This is a genomic window from Streptomyces sp. NBC_01296, assembly GCF_035984415.1.
In the GTDB taxonomy this organism is placed as follows: Bacteria; Actinomycetota; Actinomycetes; order Streptomycetales; family Streptomycetaceae; genus Streptomyces.
This window is the reverse complement of the sequence record NZ_CP130720.1, coordinates 6,793,485-6,817,214: the sequence shown is the minus strand read 5'-3', so window position 1 is coordinate 6,817,214 and position 23,730 is coordinate 6,793,485. Positions and strand designations below refer to the sequence as shown.

At 72.8% G+C, this 23,730-nt stretch carries 24 protein-coding genes, 7 tRNA genes and 1 pseudogene; 14 read left to right on the top strand and 18 right to left on the bottom strand.

Translation table 11 applies throughout. The features are described from left to right. Nucleotides 1–8 precede the first annotated feature (8 nt). On the top strand, nucleotides 9–1,676 hold the full coding sequence (locus tag OG299_RS31110; RefSeq protein WP_266630998.1) for an AbeC-like domain-containing protein: 1,668 nt from the start codon (nucleotides 9–11) through the stop codon (nucleotides 1,674–1,676). Between the two features lie 48 nt (nucleotides 1,677–1,724). On the opposite strand, the gene OG299_RS31105 is transcribed toward OG299_RS31110, so the two are convergent. Next, the gene (locus OG299_RS31105; protein WP_266630996.1) at nucleotides 1,725–2,285 is read right to left on the bottom strand and encodes an HIT family protein; all 561 of its coding nucleotides are present in this window, start codon (nucleotides 2,283–2,285) and stop codon (nucleotides 1,725–1,727) included. Between the two features lie 67 nt (nucleotides 2,286–2,352). Here OG299_RS31105 and OG299_RS31100 point away from each other — a divergent pair, with 67 nt between their 5' ends. Then, nucleotides 2,353–3,039, top strand: a complete 687-nt coding sequence (locus tag OG299_RS31100; protein WP_266630994.1) for a potassium channel family protein — start codon at nucleotides 2,353–2,355, stop codon at nucleotides 3,037–3,039. Between the two features lie 13 nt (nucleotides 3,040–3,052). Here OG299_RS31100 and thrS read toward each other — a convergent pair whose 3' ends face one another. Then, nucleotides 3,053–5,029, bottom strand: coding sequence for a threonine--tRNA ligase (gene thrS, locus OG299_RS31095; RefSeq protein WP_266630992.1), 1,977 nt, complete (start codon nucleotides 5,027–5,029; stop codon nucleotides 3,053–3,055). Nucleotides 5,030–5,205: 176 nt separating this feature from the next. Here thrS and OG299_RS31090 point away from each other — a divergent pair, with 176 nt between their 5' ends. After that, nucleotides 5,206–5,700 carry a GNAT family N-acetyltransferase gene (locus tag OG299_RS31090; protein WP_266630990.1) on the top strand — a complete coding sequence of 165 codons (495 nt, stop codon included), beginning with the start codon at nucleotides 5,206–5,208 and terminating at the stop codon, nucleotides 5,698–5,700. Nucleotides 5,701–5,734: 34 nt separating this feature from the next. Here OG299_RS31090 and OG299_RS31085 read toward each other — a convergent pair whose 3' ends face one another. Together OG299_RS31085 and OG299_RS31080 are read right to left on the bottom strand one after the other, a co-directional pair. Continuing rightward, complete coding sequence (locus tag OG299_RS31085; protein WP_266630988.1) at nucleotides 5,735–6,964, bottom strand: hypothetical protein; 1,230 nt, start codon at nucleotides 6,962–6,964, stop codon at nucleotides 5,735–5,737. Continuing rightward, complete coding sequence (locus tag OG299_RS31080; RefSeq protein ID WP_266630986.1) at nucleotides 6,964–7,554, bottom strand: DUF4365 domain-containing protein; 591 nt, start codon at nucleotides 7,552–7,554, stop codon at nucleotides 6,964–6,966. Before OG299_RS31080 ends, OG299_RS31085 begins: the two co-directional genes overlap by 1 nt. Nucleotides 7,555–7,776: 222 nt before the next feature. Here OG299_RS31080 and OG299_RS31075 point away from each other — a divergent pair, with 222 nt between their 5' ends. Beyond that, nucleotides 7,777–8,502, top strand: a complete 726-nt coding sequence (locus OG299_RS31075) for a 3'-5' exonuclease (protein WP_266630984.1) — start codon at nucleotides 7,777–7,779, stop codon at nucleotides 8,500–8,502. A 68-nt stretch (nucleotides 8,503–8,570) separates the two neighbouring features. Here OG299_RS31075 and OG299_RS31070 read toward each other — a convergent pair. Further along, nucleotides 8,571–8,642 (bottom strand) — tRNA-Val (locus OG299_RS31070). 39 nt (nucleotides 8,643–8,681) lie between these two features. After that, complete coding sequence (locus OG299_RS31065) at nucleotides 8,682–9,194, bottom strand: SRPBCC family protein (protein WP_266630982.1); 513 nt, start codon at nucleotides 9,192–9,194, stop codon at nucleotides 8,682–8,684. A 133-nt stretch (nucleotides 9,195–9,327) separates the two neighbouring features. On the opposite strand from OG299_RS31065, the gene OG299_RS31060 reads away from it, so the two are divergent. Beyond that, nucleotides 9,328–11,679 carry an SCO7613 C-terminal domain-containing membrane protein gene (locus OG299_RS31060; protein WP_327363251.1) on the top strand — a complete coding sequence of 784 codons (2,352 nt, stop codon included), beginning with the start codon at nucleotides 9,328–9,330 and terminating at the stop codon, nucleotides 11,677–11,679. A 63-nt stretch (nucleotides 11,680–11,742) separates the two neighbouring features. On the opposite strand, the gene OG299_RS31055 is transcribed toward OG299_RS31060, so the two are convergent. Together OG299_RS31055 and OG299_RS31050 are read right to left on the bottom strand one after the other, a co-directional pair. Then, nucleotides 11,743–11,814, bottom strand: a tRNA-Val gene (locus tag OG299_RS31055). Nucleotides 11,815–11,860: 46 nt separating this feature from the next. Continuing rightward, nucleotides 11,861–12,310, bottom strand: a complete 450-nt coding sequence (locus OG299_RS31050) for a TIGR02611 family protein (protein ID WP_327363250.1) — start codon at nucleotides 12,308–12,310, stop codon at nucleotides 11,861–11,863. A 177-nt stretch (nucleotides 12,311–12,487) separates the two neighbouring features. Between OG299_RS31050 and OG299_RS31045 the strand changes: the two genes are divergently transcribed. Next, nucleotides 12,488–12,901 (top strand): SsgA family sporulation/cell division regulator, encoded by a 414-nt coding sequence (locus tag OG299_RS31045; protein WP_030011909.1) that lies wholly within the window; start codon nucleotides 12,488–12,490, stop codon nucleotides 12,899–12,901. 265 nt (nucleotides 12,902–13,166) lie between these two features. Then, the gene (locus OG299_RS31040; RefSeq protein WP_327363248.1) at nucleotides 13,167–13,787 is read left to right on the top strand and encodes a CGNR zinc finger domain-containing protein; all 621 of its coding nucleotides are present in this window, start codon (nucleotides 13,167–13,169) and stop codon (nucleotides 13,785–13,787) included. On the opposite strand, the gene OG299_RS31035 is transcribed toward OG299_RS31040, so the two are convergent. Beyond that, on the bottom strand, nucleotides 13,728–13,907 hold the full coding sequence (locus OG299_RS31035; RefSeq protein ID WP_327363247.1) for a hypothetical protein: 180 nt from the start codon (nucleotides 13,905–13,907) through the stop codon (nucleotides 13,728–13,730). The two genes, OG299_RS31040 and OG299_RS31035, sit on opposite strands and share 60 nt — an antisense overlap. Before the next feature lie 109 nt (nucleotides 13,908–14,016). After that, on the bottom strand, nucleotides 14,017–14,520 hold the full coding sequence (locus tag OG299_RS31030) for a hypothetical protein (protein ID WP_406511838.1): 504 nt from the start codon (nucleotides 14,518–14,520) through the stop codon (nucleotides 14,017–14,019). A gap of 143 nt (nucleotides 14,521–14,663) precedes the next feature. Here OG299_RS31030 and OG299_RS31025 point away from each other — a divergent pair, with 143 nt between their 5' ends. Next, nucleotides 14,664–15,167 (top strand): DsbA family protein, encoded by a 504-nt coding sequence (locus OG299_RS31025; protein ID WP_266630970.1) that lies wholly within the window; start codon nucleotides 14,664–14,666, stop codon nucleotides 15,165–15,167. Here OG299_RS31025 and OG299_RS31020 read toward each other — a convergent pair. The 3 genes from OG299_RS31020 to OG299_RS31010 all read right to left on the bottom strand — a co-directional run bounded on the left by OG299_RS31020 (nucleotide 15,164) and on the right by OG299_RS31010 (nucleotide 17,961). Next, the gene (locus tag OG299_RS31020; protein ID WP_327363246.1) at nucleotides 15,164–15,988 is read right to left on the bottom strand and encodes a GNAT family N-acetyltransferase; all 825 of its coding nucleotides are present in this window, start codon (nucleotides 15,986–15,988) and stop codon (nucleotides 15,164–15,166) included. The genes OG299_RS31025 and OG299_RS31020 overlap by 4 nt on opposite strands. A 70-nt stretch (nucleotides 15,989–16,058) precedes the next feature. Then, nucleotides 16,059–16,889 carry an aminotransferase class IV gene (locus OG299_RS31015; protein WP_327363245.1) on the bottom strand — a complete coding sequence of 277 codons (831 nt, stop codon included), beginning with the start codon at nucleotides 16,887–16,889 and terminating at the stop codon, nucleotides 16,059–16,061. Between the two features lie 16 nt (nucleotides 16,890–16,905). Then, entirely contained in the window at nucleotides 16,906–17,961 is a 1,056-nt protein-coding gene (locus tag OG299_RS31010; RefSeq protein WP_327363244.1) for a chorismate-binding protein, read from the bottom strand. Between the two features lie 180 nt (nucleotides 17,962–18,141). On the opposite strand from OG299_RS31010, the gene OG299_RS31005 reads away from it, so the two are divergent. From OG299_RS31005 to OG299_RS30985, 5 genes are all read left to right on the top strand, one after another. Continuing rightward, nucleotides 18,142–18,214: transfer RNA gene (locus OG299_RS31005), tRNA-Gly, on the top strand. A 38-nt stretch (nucleotides 18,215–18,252) separates the two neighbouring features. Next, a tRNA-Cys gene (locus OG299_RS31000) sits at nucleotides 18,253–18,326 on the top strand. A gap of 1 nt (nucleotide 18,327) precedes the next feature. Further along, a tRNA-Val gene (locus OG299_RS30995) sits at nucleotides 18,328–18,399 on the top strand. Between the two features lie 19 nt (nucleotides 18,400–18,418). Beyond that, nucleotides 18,419–18,490, top strand: a tRNA-Val gene (locus tag OG299_RS30990). 50 nt (nucleotides 18,491–18,540) lie between these two features. Beyond that, nucleotides 18,541–18,612, top strand: a tRNA-Val gene (locus OG299_RS30985). A 58-nt stretch (nucleotides 18,613–18,670) separates the two neighbouring features. Here the strand turns inward: OG299_RS30985 and OG299_RS30980 are convergent. The 4 genes and pseudogenes from OG299_RS30980 to OG299_RS30965 all read right to left on the bottom strand — a co-directional run. Then, the gene (locus OG299_RS30980) at nucleotides 18,671–18,976 is read right to left on the bottom strand and encodes a TFIIB-type zinc ribbon-containing protein (RefSeq protein ID WP_030157333.1); all 306 of its coding nucleotides are present in this window, start codon (nucleotides 18,974–18,976) and stop codon (nucleotides 18,671–18,673) included. 65 nt (nucleotides 18,977–19,041) lie between these two features. After that, nucleotides 19,042–20,124 (bottom strand): phosphotransferase family protein, encoded by a 1,083-nt coding sequence (locus OG299_RS30975; RefSeq protein ID WP_327363242.1) that lies wholly within the window; start codon nucleotides 20,122–20,124, stop codon nucleotides 19,042–19,044. Between the two features lie 201 nt (nucleotides 20,125–20,325). Continuing rightward, on the bottom strand, nucleotides 20,326–20,511 hold the full coding sequence (locus OG299_RS30970) for a hypothetical protein (protein WP_030294485.1): 186 nt from the start codon (nucleotides 20,509–20,511) through the stop codon (nucleotides 20,326–20,328). A gap of 317 nt (nucleotides 20,512–20,828) precedes the next feature. Then, nucleotides 20,829–21,002 (bottom strand): annotated as a pseudogene (locus OG299_RS30965) (RNA-guided endonuclease TnpB family protein); the annotation flags it as partial. A gap of 491 nt (nucleotides 21,003–21,493) precedes the next feature. Here OG299_RS30965 and OG299_RS30960 point away from each other — a divergent pair. Next, on the top strand, nucleotides 21,494–22,747 hold the full coding sequence (locus OG299_RS30960; protein ID WP_327363241.1) for a serine/threonine-protein kinase: 1,254 nt from the start codon (nucleotides 21,494–21,496) through the stop codon (nucleotides 22,745–22,747). A gap of 107 nt (nucleotides 22,748–22,854) precedes the next feature. On the opposite strand, the gene OG299_RS30955 is transcribed toward OG299_RS30960, so the two are convergent. Then, complete coding sequence (locus OG299_RS30955; protein ID WP_266630947.1) at nucleotides 22,855–23,700, bottom strand: TrmH family RNA methyltransferase; 846 nt, start codon at nucleotides 23,698–23,700, stop codon at nucleotides 22,855–22,857. Between the last annotated feature and the right edge of the window lie 30 nt (nucleotides 23,701–23,730).

Below are 23,730 nucleotides of genomic sequence, written 5' to 3'. Positions count from 1 at the left end.
GGGCAACGGTGGCGGACGACGGATTCGACTTCAGGCCCGGGGCGCAGATCCCCTTGCAGGGGGCCGGCGGCCAGACCGCGGCGACCAACGCCCTCGCCTCGGCCGCGTACCGGGACGGCGGCAGGGACAGCAAGCTGTCCGACATACTCAAAGCCGACAGCGAGTACCACAAGTCAACGATCAAGCCCCCGAAGGTCTCGCTCTTCGAGCCGAACCTCGGAGAGGCCTTCTGCCGGGCCGTCGAGGCCCGCACCCTCGGCGCGGGCCGCAAACCGCTCATCCAGTCCTTCGGCGCCGACCCGCAGACCGTCGTCGAGCACTGTCTGGCCGCCTCACGCATCCGCAAGGAGCGCGACCGCAAACTACGCCTGATCATGCTCGTCGCAGGCGTGGTCTTCCTGCCCGGTCTGCTGCTGTGGCTGGGCCTGTTCCAGCTCCGCAAAACGCTGGCCAAGGGTGACAACAAGCGCTCGTCCTGGCTGGGCACCCTGCTGCTCGTAGGCGTCGCCCTCGTGGTGGCCGTACTCATGTTCCGGCTGCCGTTCACCGGCTTCCTGGGCCTCTACATGCGGGGCATGATCATCGCCCCGGCCCTGGGCTGGCTGCTCGCCCGCCGAATCTGCGAGTCCACCGCGGCCGACCTGCGCTCCCGCTGGGACGGGCTCATCTCGGGCAGCGGGATCGGCGCGAAAATCCCGGAGGCCGTGCCCGGAAACCCGGACGAGAAGGCACGCGAGGACCTTCGCCACTCACTCGCCAAGGTCACGGCCGAGGACCGCAGCAACTCCGTCTTCTATGCCGGTCCCAAAGGCATCCTCGGGATGGGCACCCGCTGGGGCAGCTGGCAGATGGCCGAGGAGCTCGCCCCCAAGACCGAGGGCATGGAGATCCACCCGTTCCGCAGCTGGGACGTCATACGCGCGATCGACACCGAGCTGCGCAAGCTGGAGCGCGGCCCCCTGCACACCGGCGGCTTCCCCCCGGCCTCGATCCAGCACTGGATCGTCACCCCGATCGGCGAGGGCGCCGCAGAGGTCTCCCGCCCCACCGGCGCGGACGTCGACACCTTCCTCATCAAGCCGCACGAGATCACCCGGATCTGCAACGAGCAGCAGTTCAGTGCCGGCAACCGGCACTACCTCGGCATCCAGTACCCGCTCTGGGACGGCCAGCTCGTCATCACGATGCTGATCACGGTCACGGTGCTCTACAAGACGCTGCGCGTCGACGTCACCGCACACGCGCTCGGACCGGTGCACGGCCTGTTCACCACCAAGTCCGCGGCCCCCAAGGTCGAGGTACCGAAGTCCGTCCGGTTCTGGGAGACCGTGGAGCGCACCCTGCCGCTCGTGGACGTCCAGGAAGTGGTGCGCCTCGCCGTCCGCGCCCCGCTGACCTGGTACCCGCCGCTCCTCGACTTCCTCGGCGGCAAGCTGGTCCTGCCTGAGCCCTTCGGCATCCGCCACGTGTGGGCGGGCTCGATGTGGCGCCACCGCTTCATGGCCGACGACGCCCTGCGCACCGTGGCGCCCGTCCTGCGCGCGGTGCACACCGCGACGTTCAAGGTCCTGGAGGAGAACGGCGTCGACACCGACCGCTTCACGAACCGCTCCTCGATCATGAGCGGTCTCATCCAGGAGCCGGCGCCGCGCAAGGCGGACGTGTACGACGCCTAGGCAGGACGCCCCGGGGCCGGCCCGCGGCCCCGGGTGCTCCTGACCGTCCTAGTCCGTGGGCCAGGCGTCGGCGAGCATCTGGCGGGTGTCCGCCAGGAGTTGGGGCAGCACCTTCGTGTGGCCGACGACCGGCATGAAGTTCGTGTCCCCGCCCCAGCGGGGCACGATGTGCTGGTGCAGGTGCGCAGCGATGCCGGCCCCCGCCGCCGCGCCCTGGTTCATGCCGATGTTGAACCCGTGGGCCCCGGACGCCTTGCGCAGCGCGATCATGGCCCGCTTGGTGAGATCGGCCAGCTCGGCCGTCTCCGCCGCGTCGAGCTCCGTGTAATCGGCGACGTGCCGGTACGGTACGACCATCAGGTGGCCGCCGTTGTACGGGTACAGGTTCAGCACGGCGTAGACGTGCTTGCCCCGGGCCACGACCAGGCCGTCCTGGTCGGACATGTCCGGAATCCCGCAGAAGGGACAGCCGTCCCCGGCCTCCGGACCGGTCGGCTTGTTCTCCCCCTGGATGTACGCCATCCGGTGGGGCGTCCACAGACGCTGGAACGCGTCCTGCGTGCCCACACCGATCTGCTGCTCCGGCTCAGTCGTCATGGGATGCAGCATATGACCTTGCCCCTGGCGGGCGTGTCGCCGGGGCGAATACCGGCAGCGGGGCCGCGATGCTGGGCCCATGCACGAAGAAGTCGAGACCCGTGACGCCGCCTGGGAGCACCGTACCGAGCTGCCGCTGTTCTACGCCTCCCTGGTGTTCCTCGCCGGGTACGCGGTCCGCGTGCTCGCCCATGCCGAGGCCGTCTGGCGCAACGTCGCAGGTCTCGTGGTCCTGCTGACCTGGCTCTGCTTCATCGTCGACTACCTGGTGCGGCTCGTGCTGAGCCGGCAGCGACCGCTGCGGTTCATCCGCCACCACTGGCTGGACACCATGATCGTGATCCTGCCGACGCTGCGCCCACTGCGCATGGTCAAGGTCCACGACGCCATCCAGGCCAAGAGGGACCGCCCGCGCCGCGCGCTGTACCCGCGCGTGATCACGTACGCGGGGCTCTCGGCCCTGCTGCTGGGATTCTCCGGCTCGCTCGGCATTTACCACTCCGAGCGGGCGGACCCGCAGTCCCCGATCCAAACCTTCTGGGACTCGGTCTGGTGCGTGTGCCAGACGCTGTCGACCGTCGGCTACGGCGACGCGGCCCCGGTGACCCCGACGGGGCGGCTGATCGCGATCTTCCTGATGGGCTTCGGCGTGGCCCTGCTGGGCGCCGTGACGGGCTCTTTCTCGTCCTGGCTGATCGAGGTCTTCCGCCGGGAGGGCGAAGAGAGGCCCCCGGGGAACGGAAGTTCCCCGGGGGCCTCTCTATGACCTGCTGCGCCGGTCAGACCTGGACGCGGTCCGCGACGACCTTGGCCAGCTTGGCCAGGGCCTCGTCCTTGGCGATGCCGTTCTCCTGCGAACCGTCGCGGTAGCGGAAGGAGACGGTGCCTGCGGCCATGTCCTCGTCACCGACGATGATCATGAACGGGACCTTGAGCTTCTGGTGGTTGCGGATCTTCTTCTGCATGCGGTCGGAGGAAGCGTCCACCTCGACCCGCAGGCCCTGCTTCTTCGCCGCCGCGGCGAACTCCTGCAGGTACTCCACGTGCCCGTCGCCGATCGGGATGCCGACGGCCTGGACCGGGGCCAGCCACGGCGGCATGGCGCCCGCGTAGTGCTCCAGCAGCACGGCGAAGAACCGCTCGATGGAGCCGAACAGCGCCCGGTGGATCATGACCGGCCGCTGGCGGGAGCCGTCGGGCGCGGTGTACTCGAGGTTGAACCGCTCCGGCAGGTTGAAGTCCAGCTGGACGGTCGACATCTGCCAGGTGCGGCCGATGGCGTCGCGCGCCTGCACGGAGATCTTCGGGCCGTAGAAGGCCGCGCCGCCCGGGTCGGGGGTCAGCGGGAGGCCCTGCTTCTCGGCGACCTGCTGGAGGACCGCGGTGGCCTCCTCCCAGACCTCGTCCGAGCCGACGAACTTCTCGGGGTCCTTGGTCGACAGCTCCAGGTAGAAGTCGGTCAGACCGTAGTCGCGCAGCAGGTTCAGCACGAAGGTGAGCGTGCGGTCGAGCTCCTCCGCCATCTGCTCACGGGTGCAGTAGATGTGCGCGTCGTCCTGGGTGAAGCCGCGGGCGCGGGTCAGGCCGTGGACCACGCCCGACTTCTCGTACCGGTACACGGTGCCGAACTCGAACAGGCGCAGCGGCAGTTCGCGGTAGGAGCGGCCGCGCGCGTCGAAGATCAGGTTGTGCATCGGGCAGTTCATGGGCTTGAGGTAGTAGTCGGTACCACCGTCGAGCTGCATGGGGGGGTACATGCCCTCCGCGTACCAGTCCAGGTGGCCGCTCTTCTCGAAGAGCGCGCCCTTGGTGGCGTGCGGGGAGTAGACGAACTCGTAGCCCTCTTCCTCGTGCCGGCGGCGCGAGTAGTCCTCCATGGTCCGGCGGATGATGCCGCCGCGCGGGTGGAAGACGGCCAGGCCGGAGCCGATCTCGTCCGGGATGGAGAAGAGGTCCAGCTCGTTGCCGAGCTTGCGGTGGTCGCGCTTCTCGGCCTCGGCGAGGAAGTCGAGGTGGGCCTTCAGCTCCTCCTTCGACGGCCACGCGGTGCCGTAGATGCGCTGGAGCATGGGGTTCTTCTCGCTGCCGCGCCAGTAGGCGGCCGCGTTGCGCATCAGCTTGAACGCAGGGATGTTGCGGGTGGTGGGCAGGTGGGGACCGCGGCAGAGGTCCTTCCAGCACAGGTCGCCGGTCTTGGCGTCCAGGTTGTCGTAGATGGTCAGCTCGCCGCCGCCCACCTCGACGTTCGCACCGTCGTCGGTCGAAGCGGAGCCCTTGATGCCGATGAGCTCGAGCTTGTACGGCTCGTCGGCGAGCTCCTCGCGGGCCGCCTCGTCGGTGACCACGCGGCGGGAGAACTTCTGCCCGCGCTTCTGGATCTCCTGCATCTTCTTCTCGATGGCCTTGAGGTCCTCCGGGGTGAAGGGCCGGGCCACGTCGAAGTCGTAGTAGAAGCCGTTCTGGACCGGCGGGCCGATGCCCAGCTTGGCCTCGGGGAACAGCTCCTGCACGGCCTGCGCCATGACGTGCGCGGTCGAGTGGCGCAGGATGTTCAGGCCGTCCTCGGAGGAGATCTCCACCGGTTCGACGGTCTCGCCGTCCTTCACCTCGTACGAGAGGTCCTTCAGGTCGCCCGCGACGCGCGCGGCCACGATGGTGCGCTCGCCGGCGAAGAGCTCGGCCGCCGTAGTGCCCGTGGCCACCACGCGCTCGTCCCGCTCGGAATCGCGTTGGATGATCACACGGACGTCTGACACCGGTTTCTCCTGAAGTCTGGTTCACCACCCAGCGGCAGCTGGGGGAGGGTGCGCGAGCGAACGCTACGCGCGCCTGAATCGTACCGAGCCGAGCGCCTCCGCCGCGAAACGGTTATGGCTTCCCGCGTTCGTTACGGTGGACCGGCCGCACCCCCGCCCCCCGCTCCGGAGGAATCATGCCCGTGCCGAGCCCGCTCGAGGTCAGGCCGCTGGACCTGGCCGAGGACGCCACGGCGTCGGCGGTGCACCGGATCGGCCGGGCCGCGTACGGGGTGGAGGCGGAGCTGATCGGCTTCGACGGCATCCCGGCGCTGCGCGAGAGCCTCGCGCAGATGCGGGAGCAGCCGCTGCACTGGCTGGGCGCGGTCGCCCGGGACGGCGGGATCGCCGGCTTCCTGGCGTGGCAGGAGGAGCCGGACGGCAGCGTCTGCATCGACCGCCTCTGTGTGTCCCCGGCCTGGTTCCGCCGCGGCGCCGCCTCGCTCCTGCTCCGCCACCTCCTGTCCGAGCTCCTCCCCGCCCGCCCGGTCACGGTCACGACGGGCGCGGCGAACACCCCCGCGCTGACCCTCTACACCCGTCTGGGCTTCACCCGCGGCCCGGACTTCTCCCCCGCCCCGGGCCTCACGATGGCCTCCTTCACCCGCCGACCCGGCACCGCCGGCGCTTGATGCGCGGGGTCCGGGGCGGAGCCCCGGGCCCCCGTCAGTCGTCCGTCGGGAGGACGTCCGTCGGGTCGAGGGACTCGTCGAGGGACTTCATCAGGCGGTCCCGCTCCACCTCGTCCAGCGGCACCGGCGTCACGTCCGTGGCATCGGTCAGCCGCCGGAACCCGCCCCGGCGCTGCAACCTCCCGCTCACCCGGATCGCCGCGCCCACCAGATGCGCATGCCCCGCCACCCGGTACGCCTCCTCGTCGAGGACGGCCCGTACGTACGGGATCTCCGCCCCGGCGAGGACCCGCAGCCGGATCGTGCCCCCTCCGCCCGGCGCCGAGCGCCGCATCCGGACCACCGCGCCCGCCACCCGCACGGGGACCGCCGGTTCGTCCCGCGTGTAGCGCGCCGCCGCCTCCCGGAGCACCGGCAGGTCCCCCGGCGAGAACTCCACCGGCTCCGGCCGGGCCGCGCACCCCGCCGGGACCCCCGCCGCCGGCGCCCAGGCCAGGGCGATGCGCGCCCCCTCCGAACCCCGCACGAGCGCGATCAGCGCGTCCGCCAGCTCCCGGCTGACCCCGGCCTCGACCGCCGCGTCGAAGGCCTCCATGCCGCCGGTGGCCCGCCGGTAGTCCACGGCCTCCCGCGCCGCGTGCAGGGCGTGGTGCAGCCGGGTCATGGTGCCCCGCCCGCCGTCCACCGGGACGTACGCGGTGAGCCTGCGCCCGCCGGGGGCCGGCCCCACCAGGACCCCGTCCAGGGCGCGTTCGGCCTGTCCGCGGTGCCGGGCCCCGTAGTACCCGGCCCTGGCGCGGTCCGCGAGGGCCCCCGCGAGCAGGAGCTGCCTGGCGGCCGAGCGGAGCTGCTCCTGCACCGTCCACGCCGCCGCGCCCTGGGGCCCGTACGGCCCCTCGGGGCCCTCCGGGATCCGGCGGTCCCAGCGGATCTCGTCGCTGGGCACGCTCAGTCCGTACAGCACCTCCCGCGCGGACGGCAGCGCGCTGCGCGAGAGCGCGGTCAGCGCCTCCTCCAGCAGGTCGGCGCAGTCGGGGAAGGCCCGGCTCTCCGGGACGAGGAGGCTGGTCCCCGAGTATCCGGGCGGCGTCCAGCGCCCGTACCGCCCGGCCGCCCCGCCCCGGCGCTGCCAGCCGTGCCGGTGCAGCAGCGCCCCCAGCACGGCCGGGTCGACGTGTGCGGGGTCGGGCGTCCCCGAGTCGGAGAAGTCCCCGTACTCGGACGGGGACGTCAGTGGTTCGAGGTTCGGTGAGTGCCAGTGCATCAAGGTGTCCCTCCCGACCCGACCCGGGTCATGATCTCGCACAGCGCCCGGTCGTCGAAGATCCGCGTGGTGGGGATCCGTACGGTGGTCCGGCGCCGGCCGGTCACGGGGTGCCCGGCGAGGTTGGTCCAGTAGCAGCAGTGCCGCAGGTCGAGCCGGTCGTGGCCGGCGGCCAGCCACTGGTCGCGTTCTCGCGGGACGAGCATCACGACGAGGATCTTGTGGACGGCGACCGGTGTGCGGGCCAGCTTCGCCAGGTGCTCGTTGTCGAGGGTGAACGCGAACGTGGGCCCGGGCGGTCTGGGCGCCGTCTGGTAGGTCGCCTTCAGCTGCACCTTGATGGTGACCTCGTCGTCGACGACGTGCTCGGGCGCGCCGTGGTTGACCTGCCAGTCGATGCCGTTGTCCGGAAAGGGCTGGGAGAGCGAGCAGCCGGCCGCGGCGGCGACGGCGTGCAGGTATCCCACCTGGAGGGTCTCCATGCAGGCGGTGGTGGCGAGTGTGCCGCGCAGCGGTCCGGTCCGCGCCTCGCTCCGCGGATCGGTCCGCCCCTGCAGCATCCCGCCCGGTTCGGGCTGCGCGAGCGCCATGGCCGGCTCCCCATGCCTTCCGGGCTCTGCCGAATGAGGGTGGTCGGGGTGATGACCGGTCATGTGTGCGGTCCCCCAGGGAAGTTGTCTCCGTACCAGAGGGCCCGCAAACGGCGTACGGCGCAAACAGGCCGGGTATCACCGATGCGGGCGAGGGTGGCACGTTCCGCGGCGGCGGCGCCCGGGTGCCCCCAACTGCCGATCGGGAACGAGGAGTTCGCCATGACGCGCTGGTACGAGGGCCCGCTGGCCGCATTCGACACGGAGACGACCGGAGTGGACGTGGAGCAGGACCGGATCGTGTCCGCCGCTCTCGTCGTGCAGGAGTGTGCGGGCGGCCGGGTCCGCTCCACCCGCTGGCTGGTCAATCCCGGGATTCCGGTGCCCCCGGGAGCCACGGAAGTGCACGGTCTGACCGATGACCACCTCCAGCGCAACGGGCGGTGGCCCGCGCCGGTGGTGGAGGAGATAGCCCGTGCGCTCGGTGAGCAGCAGGTGGCGGGCCGGCCGGTGGTGGTGATGAACGCGCCGTTCGATCTGACGCTGCTGGACCGGGAGTTGCGCCGGCACCGGGCGTCGACGCTGGCACGCTACCTGGACAACCGGCCGCTGACGGTGCTGGATCCGCGGGTGCTGGACAAGCATCTGGACCGGTACCGCAAGGGCCGCCGGACGCTGACGGACCTGTGCGCGCACTACGGGATAGAGCTGGAGGGGGCACATGACGCAGGTGTGGACGCGTTGGCCTCGCTGGAGGTCGTACGGGCGGTGGGGCGCCGCTTCGCGGCGCGGCTGGAGCGGCTGACTCCGGCGGAGCTGCACACGCTGCAGGCGGTGTGGCATGCGGCGCAGGCGCGCGGGCTGCAGGCGTGGTTCGCGCGTCAGGGGACGCCGGAGTCGGTGGATCCGCACTGGCCGCTGCGGCCGGAGCTGCCGGCGGCGGCGTAGGGCGACGACCAACGGCCCCCGGAGATGCGGAAGGCCGGTCCGTCGTGTGACGGACCGGCCTGACCCGGTGGGCGATACTGGGATCGAACCAGTGACCCCTTCGGTGTGAACGAAGTGCTCTCCCGCTGAGCTAATCGCCCGGGAACGAGTTGAACCATACAAGAGGCACGGGGTCTGGTTCAAACCGCTTCCGGCGGGGCCGCCAGACGGGCGGCGAGGGCGCGCCGGCCGGCCCGCATCATCAGGGCGTGGTTGAGCCGGAACGCGGGCCGCGCGGGGACCGCGAGGCGGCGCAGCAGGGGGCTGCGCACCTCGACCTCCTGCTCGTACAGGGCCCGCGTGCCGCGCCCGCCGTCGCCCCGCCGGGCGCGTACGGTCCACCGCGCCCAGCCCTCGATGTCTCCGTGCAGGGCGGCTTCCAGGAGGCCCCGGCCGGGGTCGCGCAGGAGTTCGGTGGCGGTGGTGCGGATCTCGTACGGGAGGACGGAGCGGATGTGCAGGGTGCCGCTGTGTCCGTCGATCCGCTCGACGGCGCGGACCTGGGGCCACCAGTGCGGGTAGTCCCCGGTCTGCTCGAGTGCGGCGTAGACCCGGGCGGGCGGGGCGTCGAGGTCCCACACGCTGCGGAAGCGGTAGCGGTTCCAGCGGTCCCGGTGGCGGCGGTCCGTGTTCCCTGCGCGGCTGCGGTCCATGGCTCGAGTCTGGACCGGCGGGCCTTCGCGCGGGCCCCGCTCGCGCACATCCACTCCTTCCGTGCGTACTCAGGGCGGATCTGAGTACGCACGCCCATGTCCTGACGGCGTGACGGGCACCACACTCCGGAACATGGCGACTCCACCACCCGACACCCCCCTCCCGCCCGACCGGGAGCTCGTGCTCATCGACCGCGAACTGGCCCAACTCGACGCCCGGCGCGGATATCTGCTGGCGCGCCGGGACTGGCTGCTGCGGCTTCCGGCACCGGGCGGGTGGGTGGCGCAGGGCGTTCCCGCCCGCCCGCAGGAGGCCTCGGCCCCGAGTGCGCAGAACGTGCTGCTGATCTTGGGTGCGGTGCTGCTGGCGGTGGCTGCGCTTGCGTTCACGCTGGTCAGTTGGGGGTCCATGGGGATCGCCGGGCGCAGTGCGGCGCTGGCCGTGGTGACGGTGGCCGCGCTGGGCGCGCCGGCGCTGCTGCTGCGCCGGGGGCTGCGGTCGACGGCCGAGTCGGTGGCGGCGGTGGGGCTGCTGCTGACGGTGCTGGACGCGTACGCGGTGTACGCGGTCGCCGCGCCGGACAGTGACGCCGCGGCGTACGCGGCGGGGGCGGCGGCCGTGCTGGCGGCGCTGTGGGCGGGGTACGCCCGGGTGCTGCCGGGGCTGACGGTCCCGCTGCCGGCGGCGGTGCTGACGGCGCAGCTCCCGCTGCCGCTGGCGGCGGTGGCCTCGGCGGCGGACCCGGTGGGGGTCGGCTGGGCGCTGCTGGCGACGGCGGCGCTGGATGCGGCGCTCGTGCTGGCGGCGCGGGGGGTCCGCGCGCGGGCGTCGGTGTCCGTTCCGGCGGCGGTGAGCGCGGCCGTCCTCGCGGCGGGGGCCCTGCTGATCGGGCTGTCGGAGTCGGTGCAGGCCGGCTCGGCGGCCGCGGCGGCCGGTCCGGCGCTGCTGCTGGCGGCCTGCGCGGCGCTGGGCGTCGGGGTGGCCTGGCGGGAGCCTTCTGCGATGGCGGGCGCGGTCGCCGGCGCCCTGGCGGCGGTGGCGGCGCTCGGCGGCCTGGCCCGTCCCGGGTTGTCGCGGGAGTGGGCCGTGGTGGTGTTCCTGCTGCTCGCCCTGCCGCTGCTGGCAGCGGTACGGGCGGGCGCGCTCCCGGTGGCGGTCCGCCGCGGCCTGGCCTGGGCCGGGGCGGGGGTGGCGGCCCTGGCCGCGGTGTCGGCGCTGCCGCCCGCGGTGGGCTCGCTGGTGTCCCGGATCGGGGTGCTGGACGAGGTGTGGGCGGCGACGACACCGTCCCGGGACATGTGCGGGCCGGGCCCGGCGGCCGCGGTGACCCTGCTGGTCGCGGCGGGGGCCGCCGGGTGGCCGGCGCGGGTGCTGCCGCGCCCGGAGCCGGGCGTGATCGCGGTGGTCCTGGCCTGGGCGGGGCTGTTCACGGCGCCGATGGCGTACGGGCTGCCCGTCGCGGCGGCGCTCGCGGCCCAGCTGGCGGTGACGGCGGCCGCCGGGGTGTGCGCGCTGCGGCTCGCACGCGGCCCGGGGTACGCGGCTGCGGTGTGCGCCGCGGTGGGGGCGCTGAACCTGTCGGTGGCCGCGCTGGACGGCCGTGCGGCCACCTTCGCGGTGTTCGGGCTGCTGGGTGCGGGCTGCGCGGCAGGGGCGGCGTACGGGCCCGCCGCGCTGCCCACACGGGCCGGCGGGGCGGTGCTGGCCGTCGGATACGCGGCGGGCACGGTGGCGGCGCTGGGGGCGCTGTGGGGGCTCGCGGTGTCCTGGTGGGCGCTGCCCCTGCTGGCGGTCGTGGCTGCGGTGGCGGCGCTCGGCCCGCGCCTGGGCCGGGTGCGGATCCCGGCGGAGATCGCGGCGGCCGTGGCCGGCGCGGTGGCGCTGCTCCTCCCCGTCCGGGAGCCGGCCCTGTCGGCGCTGGTGTGCGCGCTGGCCGGGGTGGTCTGCGCGGGCGCGGCGGTCCGGGAGGACCGGCGCCGGCTCGGCTGGGCGGCCGGGGCCCTGTTCGTGGCGGCGACCTGGATCCGGCTCGCGGCGTCCGGGGTGGCGGCGCCGGAGGCGTACGCGCTGCCGGTGACGGTGCTCGCCCTCGCGGTGGGCTTCGTGCGCCGCCGGAGGGATCGGCGGGCCTCGTCGTGGACGGCGTACGGGCCGGGGCTGGGGGCGACGCTGCTGCCGAGCCTGGTCGCGGCCTGGGGCGACCCGCACTGGCTGCGGCCGCTGCTGCTGGGCCTGGCGGCGCTCGCGGTGACCCTGCTCGGCGCGCACCGGCGGCTCCAGGCGCCGCTGCTGCTCGGCGGCGGCGCCCTTGCGGCGGTGGCCCTGCACGAGCTCGCCCCGTACGTGGTCCAGGTGGTCGACGCGCTGCCGCGCTGGCTGCCGCCGGCGCTGGCGGGGCTGCTGCTCCTGGTGGTGGGGGCGACGTACGAGAAGCGGCTGCGCGACGCGCGCCGGATGCGGGCGGCCCTCGGCCGGCTCAGGTGACGGCGTCGGGGGTCAACGCCAAGGGCCCGGAGACGGTGAAAGTCTCCGGGCCCTTGGTCCGGGTGGGCGATACTGGGTTCGAACCAGTGACCCCTTCGGTGTGAACGAAGTGCTCTCCCACTGAGCTAATCGCCCGGACGCACCGCAAACATTACCCCATGTCAGCGGTGGTTCCCGACCATCACTGGTCCTTGAGGTCCCACGGCATCGTGAGGCCGTACTTCCACAGGTAGAAGCCGATCAGCGCGCCGGCGATCACGAGTCCGACGCTGGTCAGGATGATGTTGCGGCGGCGGACCTTCGGGTCCAGTGCCTTCTGCGCGGCCTCGGTGACCTTGCGCTTGGTCCAGCGAAGCGCGAGCGAGGCCCAGGCGAACTCGGTGGCCCAGATCGCGAGGCCCGCGAAGATCGCGACCCAGCCGGGGCCGGGCAGGACGAGCATGGCGACGCCGGCACCGATGACGGCGAGTCCGACGACGAAGACGCCGACCTGCCAGCTGAGGTGCAGGGTGCGGCGCGACTTGATGAAGGCGGGAGCCTTCGATACGTGCGGCGCTTCTTCCGTGGTCTGCTGAGTGCTGGTGTCGTCGGCTGCGGACGCTTCGGTCCCGCGGTCACTCCCCGTATTCATGGGCTCGAATCTACCGGAGCCGGAAGCACACGTGAATGGTGGTTTGGATCCGCCGTCCGAGGGACCCAGAGGTCCGCAAAACGGTCAGAGGGGTTTACAACGGCACCGTAGGTGGCATGTCGATTTCGCCGACGTGCGAATCCCCGAGCGCACACTGAGCGAAAGGCCCTGGCGCTTATGAACACCACGGTCAGCTGCGAGCTGCACCTGCGCCTCGTTGTGTCGAGCGAGTCCTCACTGCCTGTCCCGGCGGGCCTGCGGTATGACACGGCCGATCCCTACGCCGTGCACGCCACCTTCCACACCGGCGCCGAGGAGACGGTCGAGTGGGTATTCGCCCGAGACCTCCTCGCTGAGGGCCTCCACCGGCCCACCGGAACCGGAGACGTCCGCGTCTGGCCGTCCCGCAGCCACGGTCAGGGCGTCGTCTGCATCGCCCTGAGCTCACCGGAGGGAGAAGCACTGCTCGAAGCACCCGCCCGCGCACTCGAGTCGTTCCTCAAGCGGACGGACGCCGCGGTTCCACCCGGGACCGAACACCGGCACTTCGACCTCGACAAAGAGCTCTCCCACATCCTGGCCGAAAGCTGAACCAGGCCCACAGGGAGCACCTCCCGGCCTGCGCCGGGGGCCACTCCGCACCGTCCGACTCGGGGCGACGGTGCGGGCTGGACAAAAACCACATACGGCAGTGCCGGCGCTGTTCTTGCGGAAGCCACCCGCGAGGGCGGCGCCGGTGTGCGTGACGCAGTCGGAGCAGAGGCACCTCCCGGTGCCGCCCGGGGACGACTAGAGTCGGCCCCCAGCGGCGGCACTGGTCCGTCGCCGCAGGCCCGGCCCCCAGGGAGCGACCACCGTGCAGATTCCCCACGACACCCGTCGCGCGCTCGACGTCGTCGTCGCGCTGGTGAACACCACGGCCGAGACGGACCAGCCCGACGGGCTGGCGGACGTCGGCTCACTGCGCGAGTTCGTGCGCGAGTACGAGATCAGCGACGTCGGCGAGCTCGGCGTCCGCGACCTCGCCGGAGTGCGCACGGTCCGCGGCAAATTCGCCCAGGTGTTCGGGGCGGTCAACCCCCGCACCGCGGCCGGACTGATCAACGAGCTGGTGGCGACCGCCGGTACCACCCCGCAGCTGACCGACCACGACGGCTACGACTGGCACGTCCACTACTTCGCGCCGGGCGCCTCGCTCGGCGACCACCTCGCGGCCGACGGCGGCATGGCGCTGGCCTTCATCGTGGTCTCCGGGGAGCAGGAGCGGCTGCGCCGCTGCGAGGCCCCCGACTGCCGGCGGGCCTTCGTGGACCTCTCGCGGAACCGCTCGCGGCGCTACTGCGACAGTCGGACCTGCGGGAACCGGCTGCACGTGGCGGCGTACCGGGCCCGGCGCAAGGAGGCCGACGCGGGACCGTCAGAGCAGGAAGAGGTCATGCACGGAAGCCAGCAGCAACAGGGTGCCGATCACCCCTAGGAAGATCATCAGGGGCGGCTGGGAGAGCGCGAAGAGGCAGCCTCGCGGCTCCTCGGCAACGGGGGCGGGGAGCGGGGCCGGCGCGGGAACCGTCGGCTCACCCTGCGATGTGTCGAGCATGTCGGGGCGATGATGGCCCAGGGCGCCCCGATCGGGCCCTCAACACGCCAACGTTCGCGCGGGAGTTCACCCCTTCTTGTCAGGTTCGCGGGATTTCCGTGCGCGGACGTCAGATGCCGTGCTTCTTCAGAATCGCTTCGATGTCGGAGAAGTCATCCGCAGGAGTGGCGGGGGCGGCGCTGCGGCGGGGCTCCGGCTGCGGACGGGCCCCCTCTCCGAGCGACGGGGCGGACGCGGCCGGCGCCACGGCCTCCTGCGCGGGACGCCCCTTCGCGGCCTTCGCCGGCTTGACCGCCTTGGCCGGCTTCTCCCCGCCGCCGAGGCCGCGGCGCTCGACGGCCCGCGTGGTCATGAACAGCACCCAGGACAGCCCGAGCAGCCCGAAGCCCGCCCAGACGGTCGGGTTGAAGACCATCCCGGACACCCACTCCACGAAGCCCGTCATCACCAGGGCGACCGGCACCAGCGCGTACGCCGCGATGCGCGCAGCGGCGAGGAAGCGCTTGCGGTACGCGGTCACCGCGGCGACGCCCAGGCCCGCCGCGGACACCGCGGAACATATGGTCTCGGCAAGCATGCGGTCCTCCAGGGGTGCGCGAACTGTCCCTTCCATCCTGCACCGGGCACCGCCGCAGCGGCCATGTCCCGAGCGGATCCCGGACCGATCTCCGGGAGATCTCGGGGTCGCGCCTCCTCCTCAGGGGCGTCGGGGGGTGCGTTTCGGTGGCGGCGCCCGGCGGCTGGGAGACTGTCCGCATGACCGATTCCGTGATCCTCGACGTCTGGTGCGAACTCCAGTGCCCGGACTGCCACCGCGCCCTGGGCGACGTACACGCCCTGCGGGCCCGCTACGGCGACCGGCTGGACATCCGGCTGCGCCACTTCCCGCTGGAGAAGCACAAGCACGCCTTCGCCGCGGCGCAGGCCGCCGAGGAGGCCGCGGAGCAGGGCCGGGCCTGGCCGTACGTGGAGGCCGTCCTGGCGCGCACCGCGGAGCTCGGCGAGCGCGGCGAGGCCGTACTGCTGGACGTGGCGCGCGAACTCGGCCTCGACGCCGAAGAGTTGGACACCGCCCTGATCGACGGCCGGCACATCCTGATCGTCGACGCCGACCAGGCCGAGGGCAAGGCGCTCGGCGTGAGCGGCACCCCGACGTACGTGATCGGCGGCGAGCGCCTCGACGGCGGCAAGAGCCAGGACGGCCTGCGCGCCCGCATCGAGGAGATCGCGGACCGCCTGCTGGCCGCCGAAACCCCCTAGAGCAGGTCCTTGGCGTAGTTCACGTCGGTGGTCCGGTAGCCGAGGGACTCGTAGAGCCGCAGGGCCGGGGTGTTGCCGGCGAAGACCTGGAGCCCGAGGGTGCGGTGGCCCGCGGCGAGGGCCTCGCGTTCGGCGAGCAGCATCAGGTCTCGGCCGTACCCCCGGCCCCGGTGCTCCTCGGCGACCGCGACGTCGAAGACGTACGCGCCCTCCCCGGCCGGCGCCACCCACACGTGGCCGACCGGGGCGCCCGCCGCCTCCAGGACGCAGAGGGTGGTGCCCTCCGTGGCCAGCCCGTGGGGCAGCTGGCGCTCGTGGTCGGCCACCGACTTCGCCCGCGCGGCCTCCTCCGGCATGCCCCGGCTGGTCCAGTCGGCGGTGTAGCCGTCGATCGCGTCGACGAGCCAGACCTCGTACTCGGCCTGCGTCATGGGGCGACCGAGAACCCCCTCCCGGAGCTCGGGCGGCTCCGCGGGGAGCTCCTTGGCCATGATGCGGCTGTACTCGGCGTACCCGAGCGCCTGCGCCATCCGCAGGCCGCCCGCGCAGGCGGCGGGTACGGAGACCCGGACGCGGCGGCAGCCCCAGCCGCGCAGCACCTCCTCGGCGGCGAGCGCCCCGACCGTGGCCCGGCCGCGCCGCCGGTCGGGTTCGTCGACGGCGAGGTCGCGGATCTCCCCGACCGTCGGCCCGAAGGGCGTGTCGCAGGCGACCAGCAGCGCGCCGACGCGCCTGCTGTTGACCCGGATCTCGTACGGGCGCGACCGCGCGCCCCCGCTGCTCTGCTGAAGCGGCCCGCTCGGCCGCAGGGTGGTGGTCATCAGTCGAGTTCTACCCTGCCCTGCGGCCCGTGCGACAGCCTTTAACGGGGCAGTCCGGGCGCCGGGAGCCTCACGGGTCCAGGTCCTCGCCGGAGCGCGCGTCGAAGATCCGCATCGCCTCGGCCGTGACGTGTCCCGGCGCGGCCGCGGCCGCGGCCGTCGTACGGTCGTCGACCCGGTGGACGGCCTGCACATCGCGCAGCGTGGAGGTCAGGAAGATCTCCTCGGCCTGCTCGAGCGCCTCGAAGGGCAGGTCCGTCTCCTTGGCCCCGGCCCACTCCACGACGAGGGCGCGGGTGATGCCGGCCAGGCAGCCGGAGGCGACGGGCGGCGTGTGCAGCTCCCCGTCGAGTACGACGAACACGTTGGAGCCGGTGCCCTCGCAGAGCCGCCCGACGGTGTTCGCGAACAGGGCTTCGGAGGCCCCGGCCCGGTGGGCGGCGGCCAGCGCGACGACGTTCTCCGCGTATGAGGTGGTCTTCAGGCCGGTCACGGCGGAGCGCTCGTTGCGCACCCAGGGCACGGTGATCACGGCGGTGGAGTCCGGCCGGCGGGCGGTCTCGCCGAGGGCCACGATCAGGGTGGGGCCGGACTCCCCGCGGTCGGAGCCGAGCGGGGAGACGCCGCCGGTGTACGTGATGCGCAGCCGGCCGAGCGGCATCGGATTGGCCTCCAGGACGGCCGCGCAGGCCCGGCGCACCTCGTCCGGGTCGGGGTCGGGCAGCCCGAGACCGCGGGCCGAGCGGGTCAGCCGGTCCAGATGCCGGGTGAGCGCGAAGGCCGTGCCCTGCTCCGCCTTCAGCGTCTCGAACACACCGTCGCCCACGGTCAGCCCGTGGTCGAACACGGACACCTGTGCGCTGTCGGCGTCCCGCAGCGCGCCGTCGAGCCAGATCCTCACCGTACGATCCCTCCGCTCACCCAGGGGTACCAGTCACCTCATGGGCTCCTGACGCTACCCGCAGCAGCCGGGCGGCCTTCAGTTCGGTCTCGGCCCATTCGCGCTCGGGGTCGGAGCCCCAGGTGATGCCGGCGCCGGTGCCCAAGAGCAGGCGCGGGCCGCCCGGACCCTGGCGGTCGATCCAGAAGGTGCGGATGCCGACGGCGAGCTCGGCGGTGCCGCGGTCGGCGTCGACCCAGCCGATGCCCCCGCAGTAGGGGCCGCGGGGGGCGGTCTCGAGGGCTTCGATGATCCGCAGCGCGGAGGACTTGGGGGCGCCGGTGACGGAGCCGGGCGGGAAGGTGGCGGCGAGCAGCTCGGGCCAGCCGGCGCCGTCGGCGAGTTCGCCGCTGACGGTGGAGACGAGGTGGACCAGGCCCGGGTGCTCCTCGACGGCGCACAGTTCGGGGACGGCGACGGAGCCGGTGGCGCAGACCCGGCCGAGGTCGTTGCGTACGAGGTCCACGATCATCACGTTCTCGGCGTGGTCCTTGGGCAGGAGGTCGGCGGCGGTGCGGCCGGTGCCCTTGATGGGGCCGGACTCCACGTGGCGACCGGCCCGGCGGAGGTACAGCTCGGGGGACGCGGTGGCGATCTCGACGCCGTGGGCCGGGAGGCGAATCGTTCCTGCGTAGGGGGCCGGGTTGCCGCGGGCGAGCAGCGCCGTGAGGGCGTCGACGTCGGCGCGGTCCGGGTCGGGCAGCGGCGCGGACATCACGCGGCAGAGGTTGGCCTGGTACACCTCGCCGGCGGCGATGTATTCGCGGATGCGGCGTACGCCGGCCGTGTAGGCGGCGCGGTCCAGGGAGGAGGACCACCGGTCCGCGGCGGGGCCGCGCCAGGCTCCCGCGACGGGCGCCGGGACGGGGTCGGGGCGGATGTCGCCGAAGCGCGCGCAGACCAGACGCCCCTCGAAGTCTGCGGACACCGCCCAGAAGCCGGTGGAGTCGAGGGCGGAGGGGTCGCTGGTGACGTCTCGGAGGTCGGTCGCGAGGAGGCCGCCGAAGCGGGCCAGGGGGAGCAGGTCGTGCACGGCTGCGAGTCTATGACCGGTGACGCCGCGGCGCCGGTGAGGTGACTGCCGGGTGACCGGTGGTGATCGAGCGGCAGCACGCTGCGGAAACGCGTTTTTGAGCTGGCCCGGGAATCCGCTAGAGTTCAACACGTCGCCAGGGAGCGAAGGGGGAAAACCCCGGAGCGAACACGGTGACCTGCGGACGTAGCTCAGTTGGTAGAGCACCACCTTGCCAAGGTGGATGTCGCGAGTTCGAGTCTCGTCGTCCGCTCGAAGTGGGGGATCTTCCCGAGAACCCCTGCAGCTCCGGGTGGAGTGGCCGAGAGGCGAGGCAACGGCCTGCAAAGCCGTCTACACGGGTTCAAATCCCGTCTCCACCTCCAAGGACGATTAGCTCAGCGGGAGAGCGCTTCCCTGACACGGAAGAGGTCACTGGTTCAATCCCAGTATCGTCCACTGGTCCGCAAGGATCCCCGCGCGATTAGCTCAGCGGGAGAGCGCTTCCCTGACACGGAAGAGGTCACTGGTTCAATCCCAGTATCGCGCACGCAGTACACGCACCACCTTGTTCGAACTGCGGTTTCGTACCGCGGTCCCGCGCGATTAGCTCAGCGGGAGAGCGCTTCCCTGACACGGAAGAGGTCACTGGTTCAATCCCAGTATCGCGCACCGCCTCCGGAAGCCCCGGCCGTTCCCACGGCCGGGGCTTCCGCGTTGCCGGGGCGGCTCAGGAGGAGAAGAGCATCCGGCCGAAGCCGCCCTTGTGGTGGCCGTGGTGACCGTGGCCGTGGCCGCCGTGGTGCGGGGCACCCCAAGCGGGGGCGGGGGCGTGCGCCGCCGGGTAGGGGGCCGGGGGCGCGGCGGGCGGCGGGACCTGGCCGTACTGGCCGCCGGTGTACTGGGACTCCAGGCGGGTCAGCGCCTCCAGCTCGCCGTAGTCGAGGAAGATGCCGCGACAGTTGCTGCACTGCTCGATCTGGACACCGTTGCGGTTGTAGGTGTGCATCATCGCGTGACACTTCGGACACTGCATGACCGGATCAACTCCTCGCCGTCTGCTTCGACACCGGATGCATGCCCGGTGGCGTGAAGCTCACCCTACGACGGAGCCTGCGGCTCCAAGTCGGGCGGGAGGGCGGCGATTCGGGCACAAGAGTCCACCATCAGCCGTTCCACGTCATCGAGTCGGCGGTGGTTTTCCACCGATTTGGCCAGAGCCAGGGCGGCAGTCTGCACGGTCAGGGCCCGCGCGGCGAGGTCCAGTTTCGGCCAGGGGTCGGAGCCCGTCGGCCCGGCCGCGGGGCCGCCGGCCGCGCGGTACGAGTCGAGGAAGCGGACCCAGGTGCCGGTGTCGAGCAGCCCGGCGGCGTACCAGGCGGCGGGCCGGGCCAGATCCCAGGCGGGGGTCCCGATCCCGAGGTCGTCGACGTCGATGAGCCGCCAGCCCCCGCCGGGTCCGGGGCCGCGGACCAACTGCCCGAGGTGCAGGTCGCCGTGGCACAGCGCCCCGCCCCGGGGCGCCGGAGCCTCCCCCCGCACCCAGGCGGGCAGGGTCCGCGCGGCGGCCCGTACGAGGTCGCCGGCGGGGCGGCCCTCGGCGGGGCTCGGCACGAGGGCGGACCCGGTACGGGACCCGGCCGGGCCGGCGGAACCGGCCGCGCCGGGGGCAGCGGGGACACCCACGGGCCCGGCCGCCCCGCCGGGACCCCCGCCAGCGCCACCGGCAGCCCGGCCGGGAGCCGTCGCCCGCGCCAGGCGGCGCAGGGCCCGGGCGAGTTTGGCCGGACCGCGCATCGGCGGGACCGGGCCCGGCAGCCGGTGCACGGGGACCTGGTGCAGGGCCGCCAGCAGCCGGGCGGCCGCCTCCCAGGGGGCGTCCTCGGGGCGCTCCGGGTCGACCGGGGCCCCGTACGGCCACAGGGACACGGGCCGGCCCCCGAGATAGCCGACCTCGGGGCGCAGCGGGGCCAGGAGCACCCCGGCCAGCGCCTCGTCCGCCGCGATCCGCATCCGCACGGCGAGGCCCGCCCGGTCGCTGTCCCCGGCATGCGCCTTGGCCACGATCTCGCCGCAGCGCACGACGGTCCCGTCCTCCCGCTCGGCGAGGAGTTCGTAGGGGGCGTCCCACTCCCCCGCGCCGGCGTACGCCGCGAGGGCGGCGGGCAGTGGCTCCTGGTTCATCGCGGCTCCACGGCTCCCGTCGCTGGCGTCTCGGGAGCAGGTTACGGAACTGCGGGACGGCATGAAAAAGGGTGCTGCCCGTCCGACTCCCCAGTCGGACGGGCAGCACCCTTCTCCTGCCGTCCGTCGCGCCCCCGTCCCCACGGGGTGCAACAGGCCGATGTCCCGGTCCGGGCCGCTCTCCCGGACCCGGGGCGCCGCTCAGCGCCCCAGCATCACGCCCACGGACGACGCCTGTACCGCCACCTGGTCGAATCCTCCGAAGAGGAAGAGCAGGAGGGCGGCCAGGGGGAGCACCATGGCCGCGGCCACCAGTGGATGGCGCGTGCCGGACTCATGGCCGTTGAACGCGAATGCCTTGCGTCCCTGCCGTGCGATGTCCGCCATGGTCCTCTCCCTGTCGGTTGCAGCGGCGGGCTCGTGACCTCGGGGGACGAGTGCGCCACCCGCCGCTTGTCTTCAACACTAGGCGGGCGCACGGCCCCTGGCGTCCTGCCCTCGTACCCTTCGGCAGGCCTCCAGGAGGATGACGGGGCCACCCCTGTGTACTCCCCTGGGTGGAGACCGCTCCCCCCGGATTGGGGGTCTTCCCGGAGGGGATGACCGGAGGGTATTGACTCCTCCCCCTCGTAAACGAGGGGGGATTCCTGGCTCACTTCGCCTGGCACCTGGCAGGTGGCGGGTCTTACAAGATCAGCACCAGCGATGCTCGACGGGGCGGCCGGAAGATCCCGCGACCACACCACCGTCGACACGATCCCGCCCGCCAAGTGCAGACGGCCGTCCTTGATGTCCTTCTGCGCCTTGGCGCGGGACGTGGCGAAGTCCCGGATGACCTGCTGCCGGGGAACCGAAGCCCCGCCGCACAGCCAGGCCATGGCGGTGCGGGCACCGGTCAGCGACCCTCACCCCGCCCACTGACAATCAACTGAAAGTACAGGTCAGAGCAGATGCCCAGAGAACTCCGCCGCTTGGCGGCGCCACTCCAAGGACCCATTCCTCCCCGGGCTGAAGCCCAAGGCCTTCGCGAAAATTCCGGTGAGTTCGCTCACTTCCTTCACTCCCCGTGCATGCGTGTCCGCCTACGGGGTACGCACAAGATCCCCTTGCCCGCAGGCCCCGCGCACGCGCTCCCCGCGCGCCGTGCGCCCGGCGCACCACCCTTGCGGGTGCCTCAATCCCCTTGGCGCCAGGGCCGTTTGGCCGAACCGGCAAGTGCCGTACGGACAGGGGTCCGTGTGGGTGAGGAACCCTCAAGTGGGCTGTGCCGCACTGACGATCGAATCCTCGGGCGAGGGCGCGGCCTCTGAGCGCTCGTGGCGGATGGTCCGTAAGCTGTGGCACGTCAACAGGACGACCGGTCAGCGGGGTGGACATGGCGATGATGCGGCTCCGGCGCGAGGACCCGCGTGTCGTCGGCTCATTCAGGCTGCACCGACGGCTCGGTGCCGGCGGTATGGGCGTGGTCTACCTGGGATCCGACCGGCGCGGCCAGCGTGTCGCGCTCAAGGTGATCCGGCCGGATCTGGCCGAGGACCAGGAGTTCCGCTCGCGCTTCGCGCGCGAGGTGTCCGCCGCCCGGCGGATCCGGGGCGGGTGCACGGCCCGCCTCGTGGCCGCGGACCTGGACGCGGAGCGGCCGTGGTTCGCCACCCAGTACGTGCCCGGCCCGTCCCTGCACGACAAGGTGGCCGAGGAGGGTCCCCTCACGGCCGCACAGATCGCCGCGATCGGCGCCGCGCTCTCCGAGGGACTGGTCGCCGTGCACGAGGCGGGGGTCGTCCACCGCGATCTCAAGCCCTCGAACATTCTTCTGTCTCCCAAGGGCCCCCGGATCATCGACTTCGGGATCGCCTGGGCCACCGGTGCGAGCACCCTCACCCATGTGGGCACGGCCGTCGGCTCCCCCGGCTTCCTCGCGCCCGAGCAGGTGCGCGGGGCTGCCGTCACCCCGGCCACCGACGTCTTCGCGCTGGGCGCCACCCTCGCCTACGCGGCGACCGCCGACTCGCCCTTCGGGCACGGCAGTTCCGAGGTCATGCTGTACCGCGTGGTGCACGAGGAGCCGCATCTGGTCGGGGTCCCGGATGCGCTCGCGCCCCTCGTACAGGCCTGCCTGGCCAAGGATCCCGAGGAGCGGCCCAGCACGCTGCAGCTGTCGATGCGGCTGAAGGAGATCGCGGCCCGCGAGGCGCAGGGGCTGTCCGACGGGCGCCCGCCGGCGCAGCGCGCGCGGACCGAGCGGCCCACCGGGCGGCTGCCGGAGCGGGCCGATGCCTACGCCGACCAGCGCACGGAGCGCCGTACGGGCGGCACGCCCGTGCCCCAGGCGCCGAACCAGGGCCAGGGGCAGGGCCGGGGCCAGGGCCCGGACAGCGGACCGCACGCCCGGCCCTCCGGCGCACGGCCCGCGTCCTCGCGGCCCTCGTCCTCGCGGAACCCGGGCGGCCCGTCCTCCCGGCCGACGGCGGGGCGTACGGGCGGCCGCCCGGCCCCGCGGACGACGGGCACGGGGCGGCGGTCGTCGCGGCCGGACCCCAGGCTGATGCGGCAGCGGCTGATCGTGTTCGTCGTGGTGACGCTGATCGTCGCGCTGGGCATCGCCGCGGCCCAGAAGTTCTGACGTCCTGAAGTTCTGACGTCCTGAAGTTCTGACGTCTTGGGGTTCTGACGTCTTGGGGTTCTGACGTCTCGGGGTTCTGACGTCTTGGGTTCTGACTGGCTGAGGTTCTAGAGCTCCGGCGGGGTGGGCGCCGGGGCCTGGGGCGGGCGGGTCGCGTAGAAGGCCACCGCCGAGGCCGCGGCCACGTTCAGCGAGTCGATCCCCTCCGCCATCGGGATCCGGACCCACTCGTCGGCGGCCCGCAGCGCGTACGTGGACAGGCCGTGCCCCTCGGACCCGAGCATGATCGCGGAGCGCTCGAAGCGCTCCGGCGGGACCTGGTCCAGCGGCGTGGCCTTCGGGCTCGGCGTCATGGCCAGGATCCGGTAGCCCGCCTCGCGGACCTTCTCGAGGTCGGCGGGCCACTTGTCGAGGCGTCCGTACGGCACCGAGAACACGGACCCCATCGAGACCTTGATGGCACGCCGGTACAGCGGGTCCGCGCAGTCCGGGGAGAGCAGTATCGCGCTGATGCCGAGGGCGGCCGCGCTGCGGAACGCGGCGCCCAGGTTCGCGTGGTCGACGAAGCCCTCGAAGACGGCGATCCGGCGACCCGCCCCCTCCCCCGCGAGCAGTTCGTCGGCCGTCGGGAGCGGCTTGCGCTGCATCGAGGCGAGGGCCCCGCGGTGCACGTGGTAGCCGGTGACGCGTTCGGCGAGCTCCGGAGTGACGGCGTAGACCGGCGCCGGGAGCTCGTCGATGACGTCGCGCATGACGTCGACCCACTTCGCGGAGAGCAGCATCGAGCGCATCTCGTACCCGGCGTCCTTGGCGCGTCTGATGACCTTCTCGCCCTCGGCGATGAACAGGCCTTCTTCGGGCTCGCGCCGACGCCGCAGTTCGACGTCGGTCAGGCCCGTGTAGTCGCGCAGGCGCGGGTCGTCGGGGTCTTCGACGGTGATGAGATCAGCCACAGGGTGATACTGCCTTGTCCGGGGTGTGGT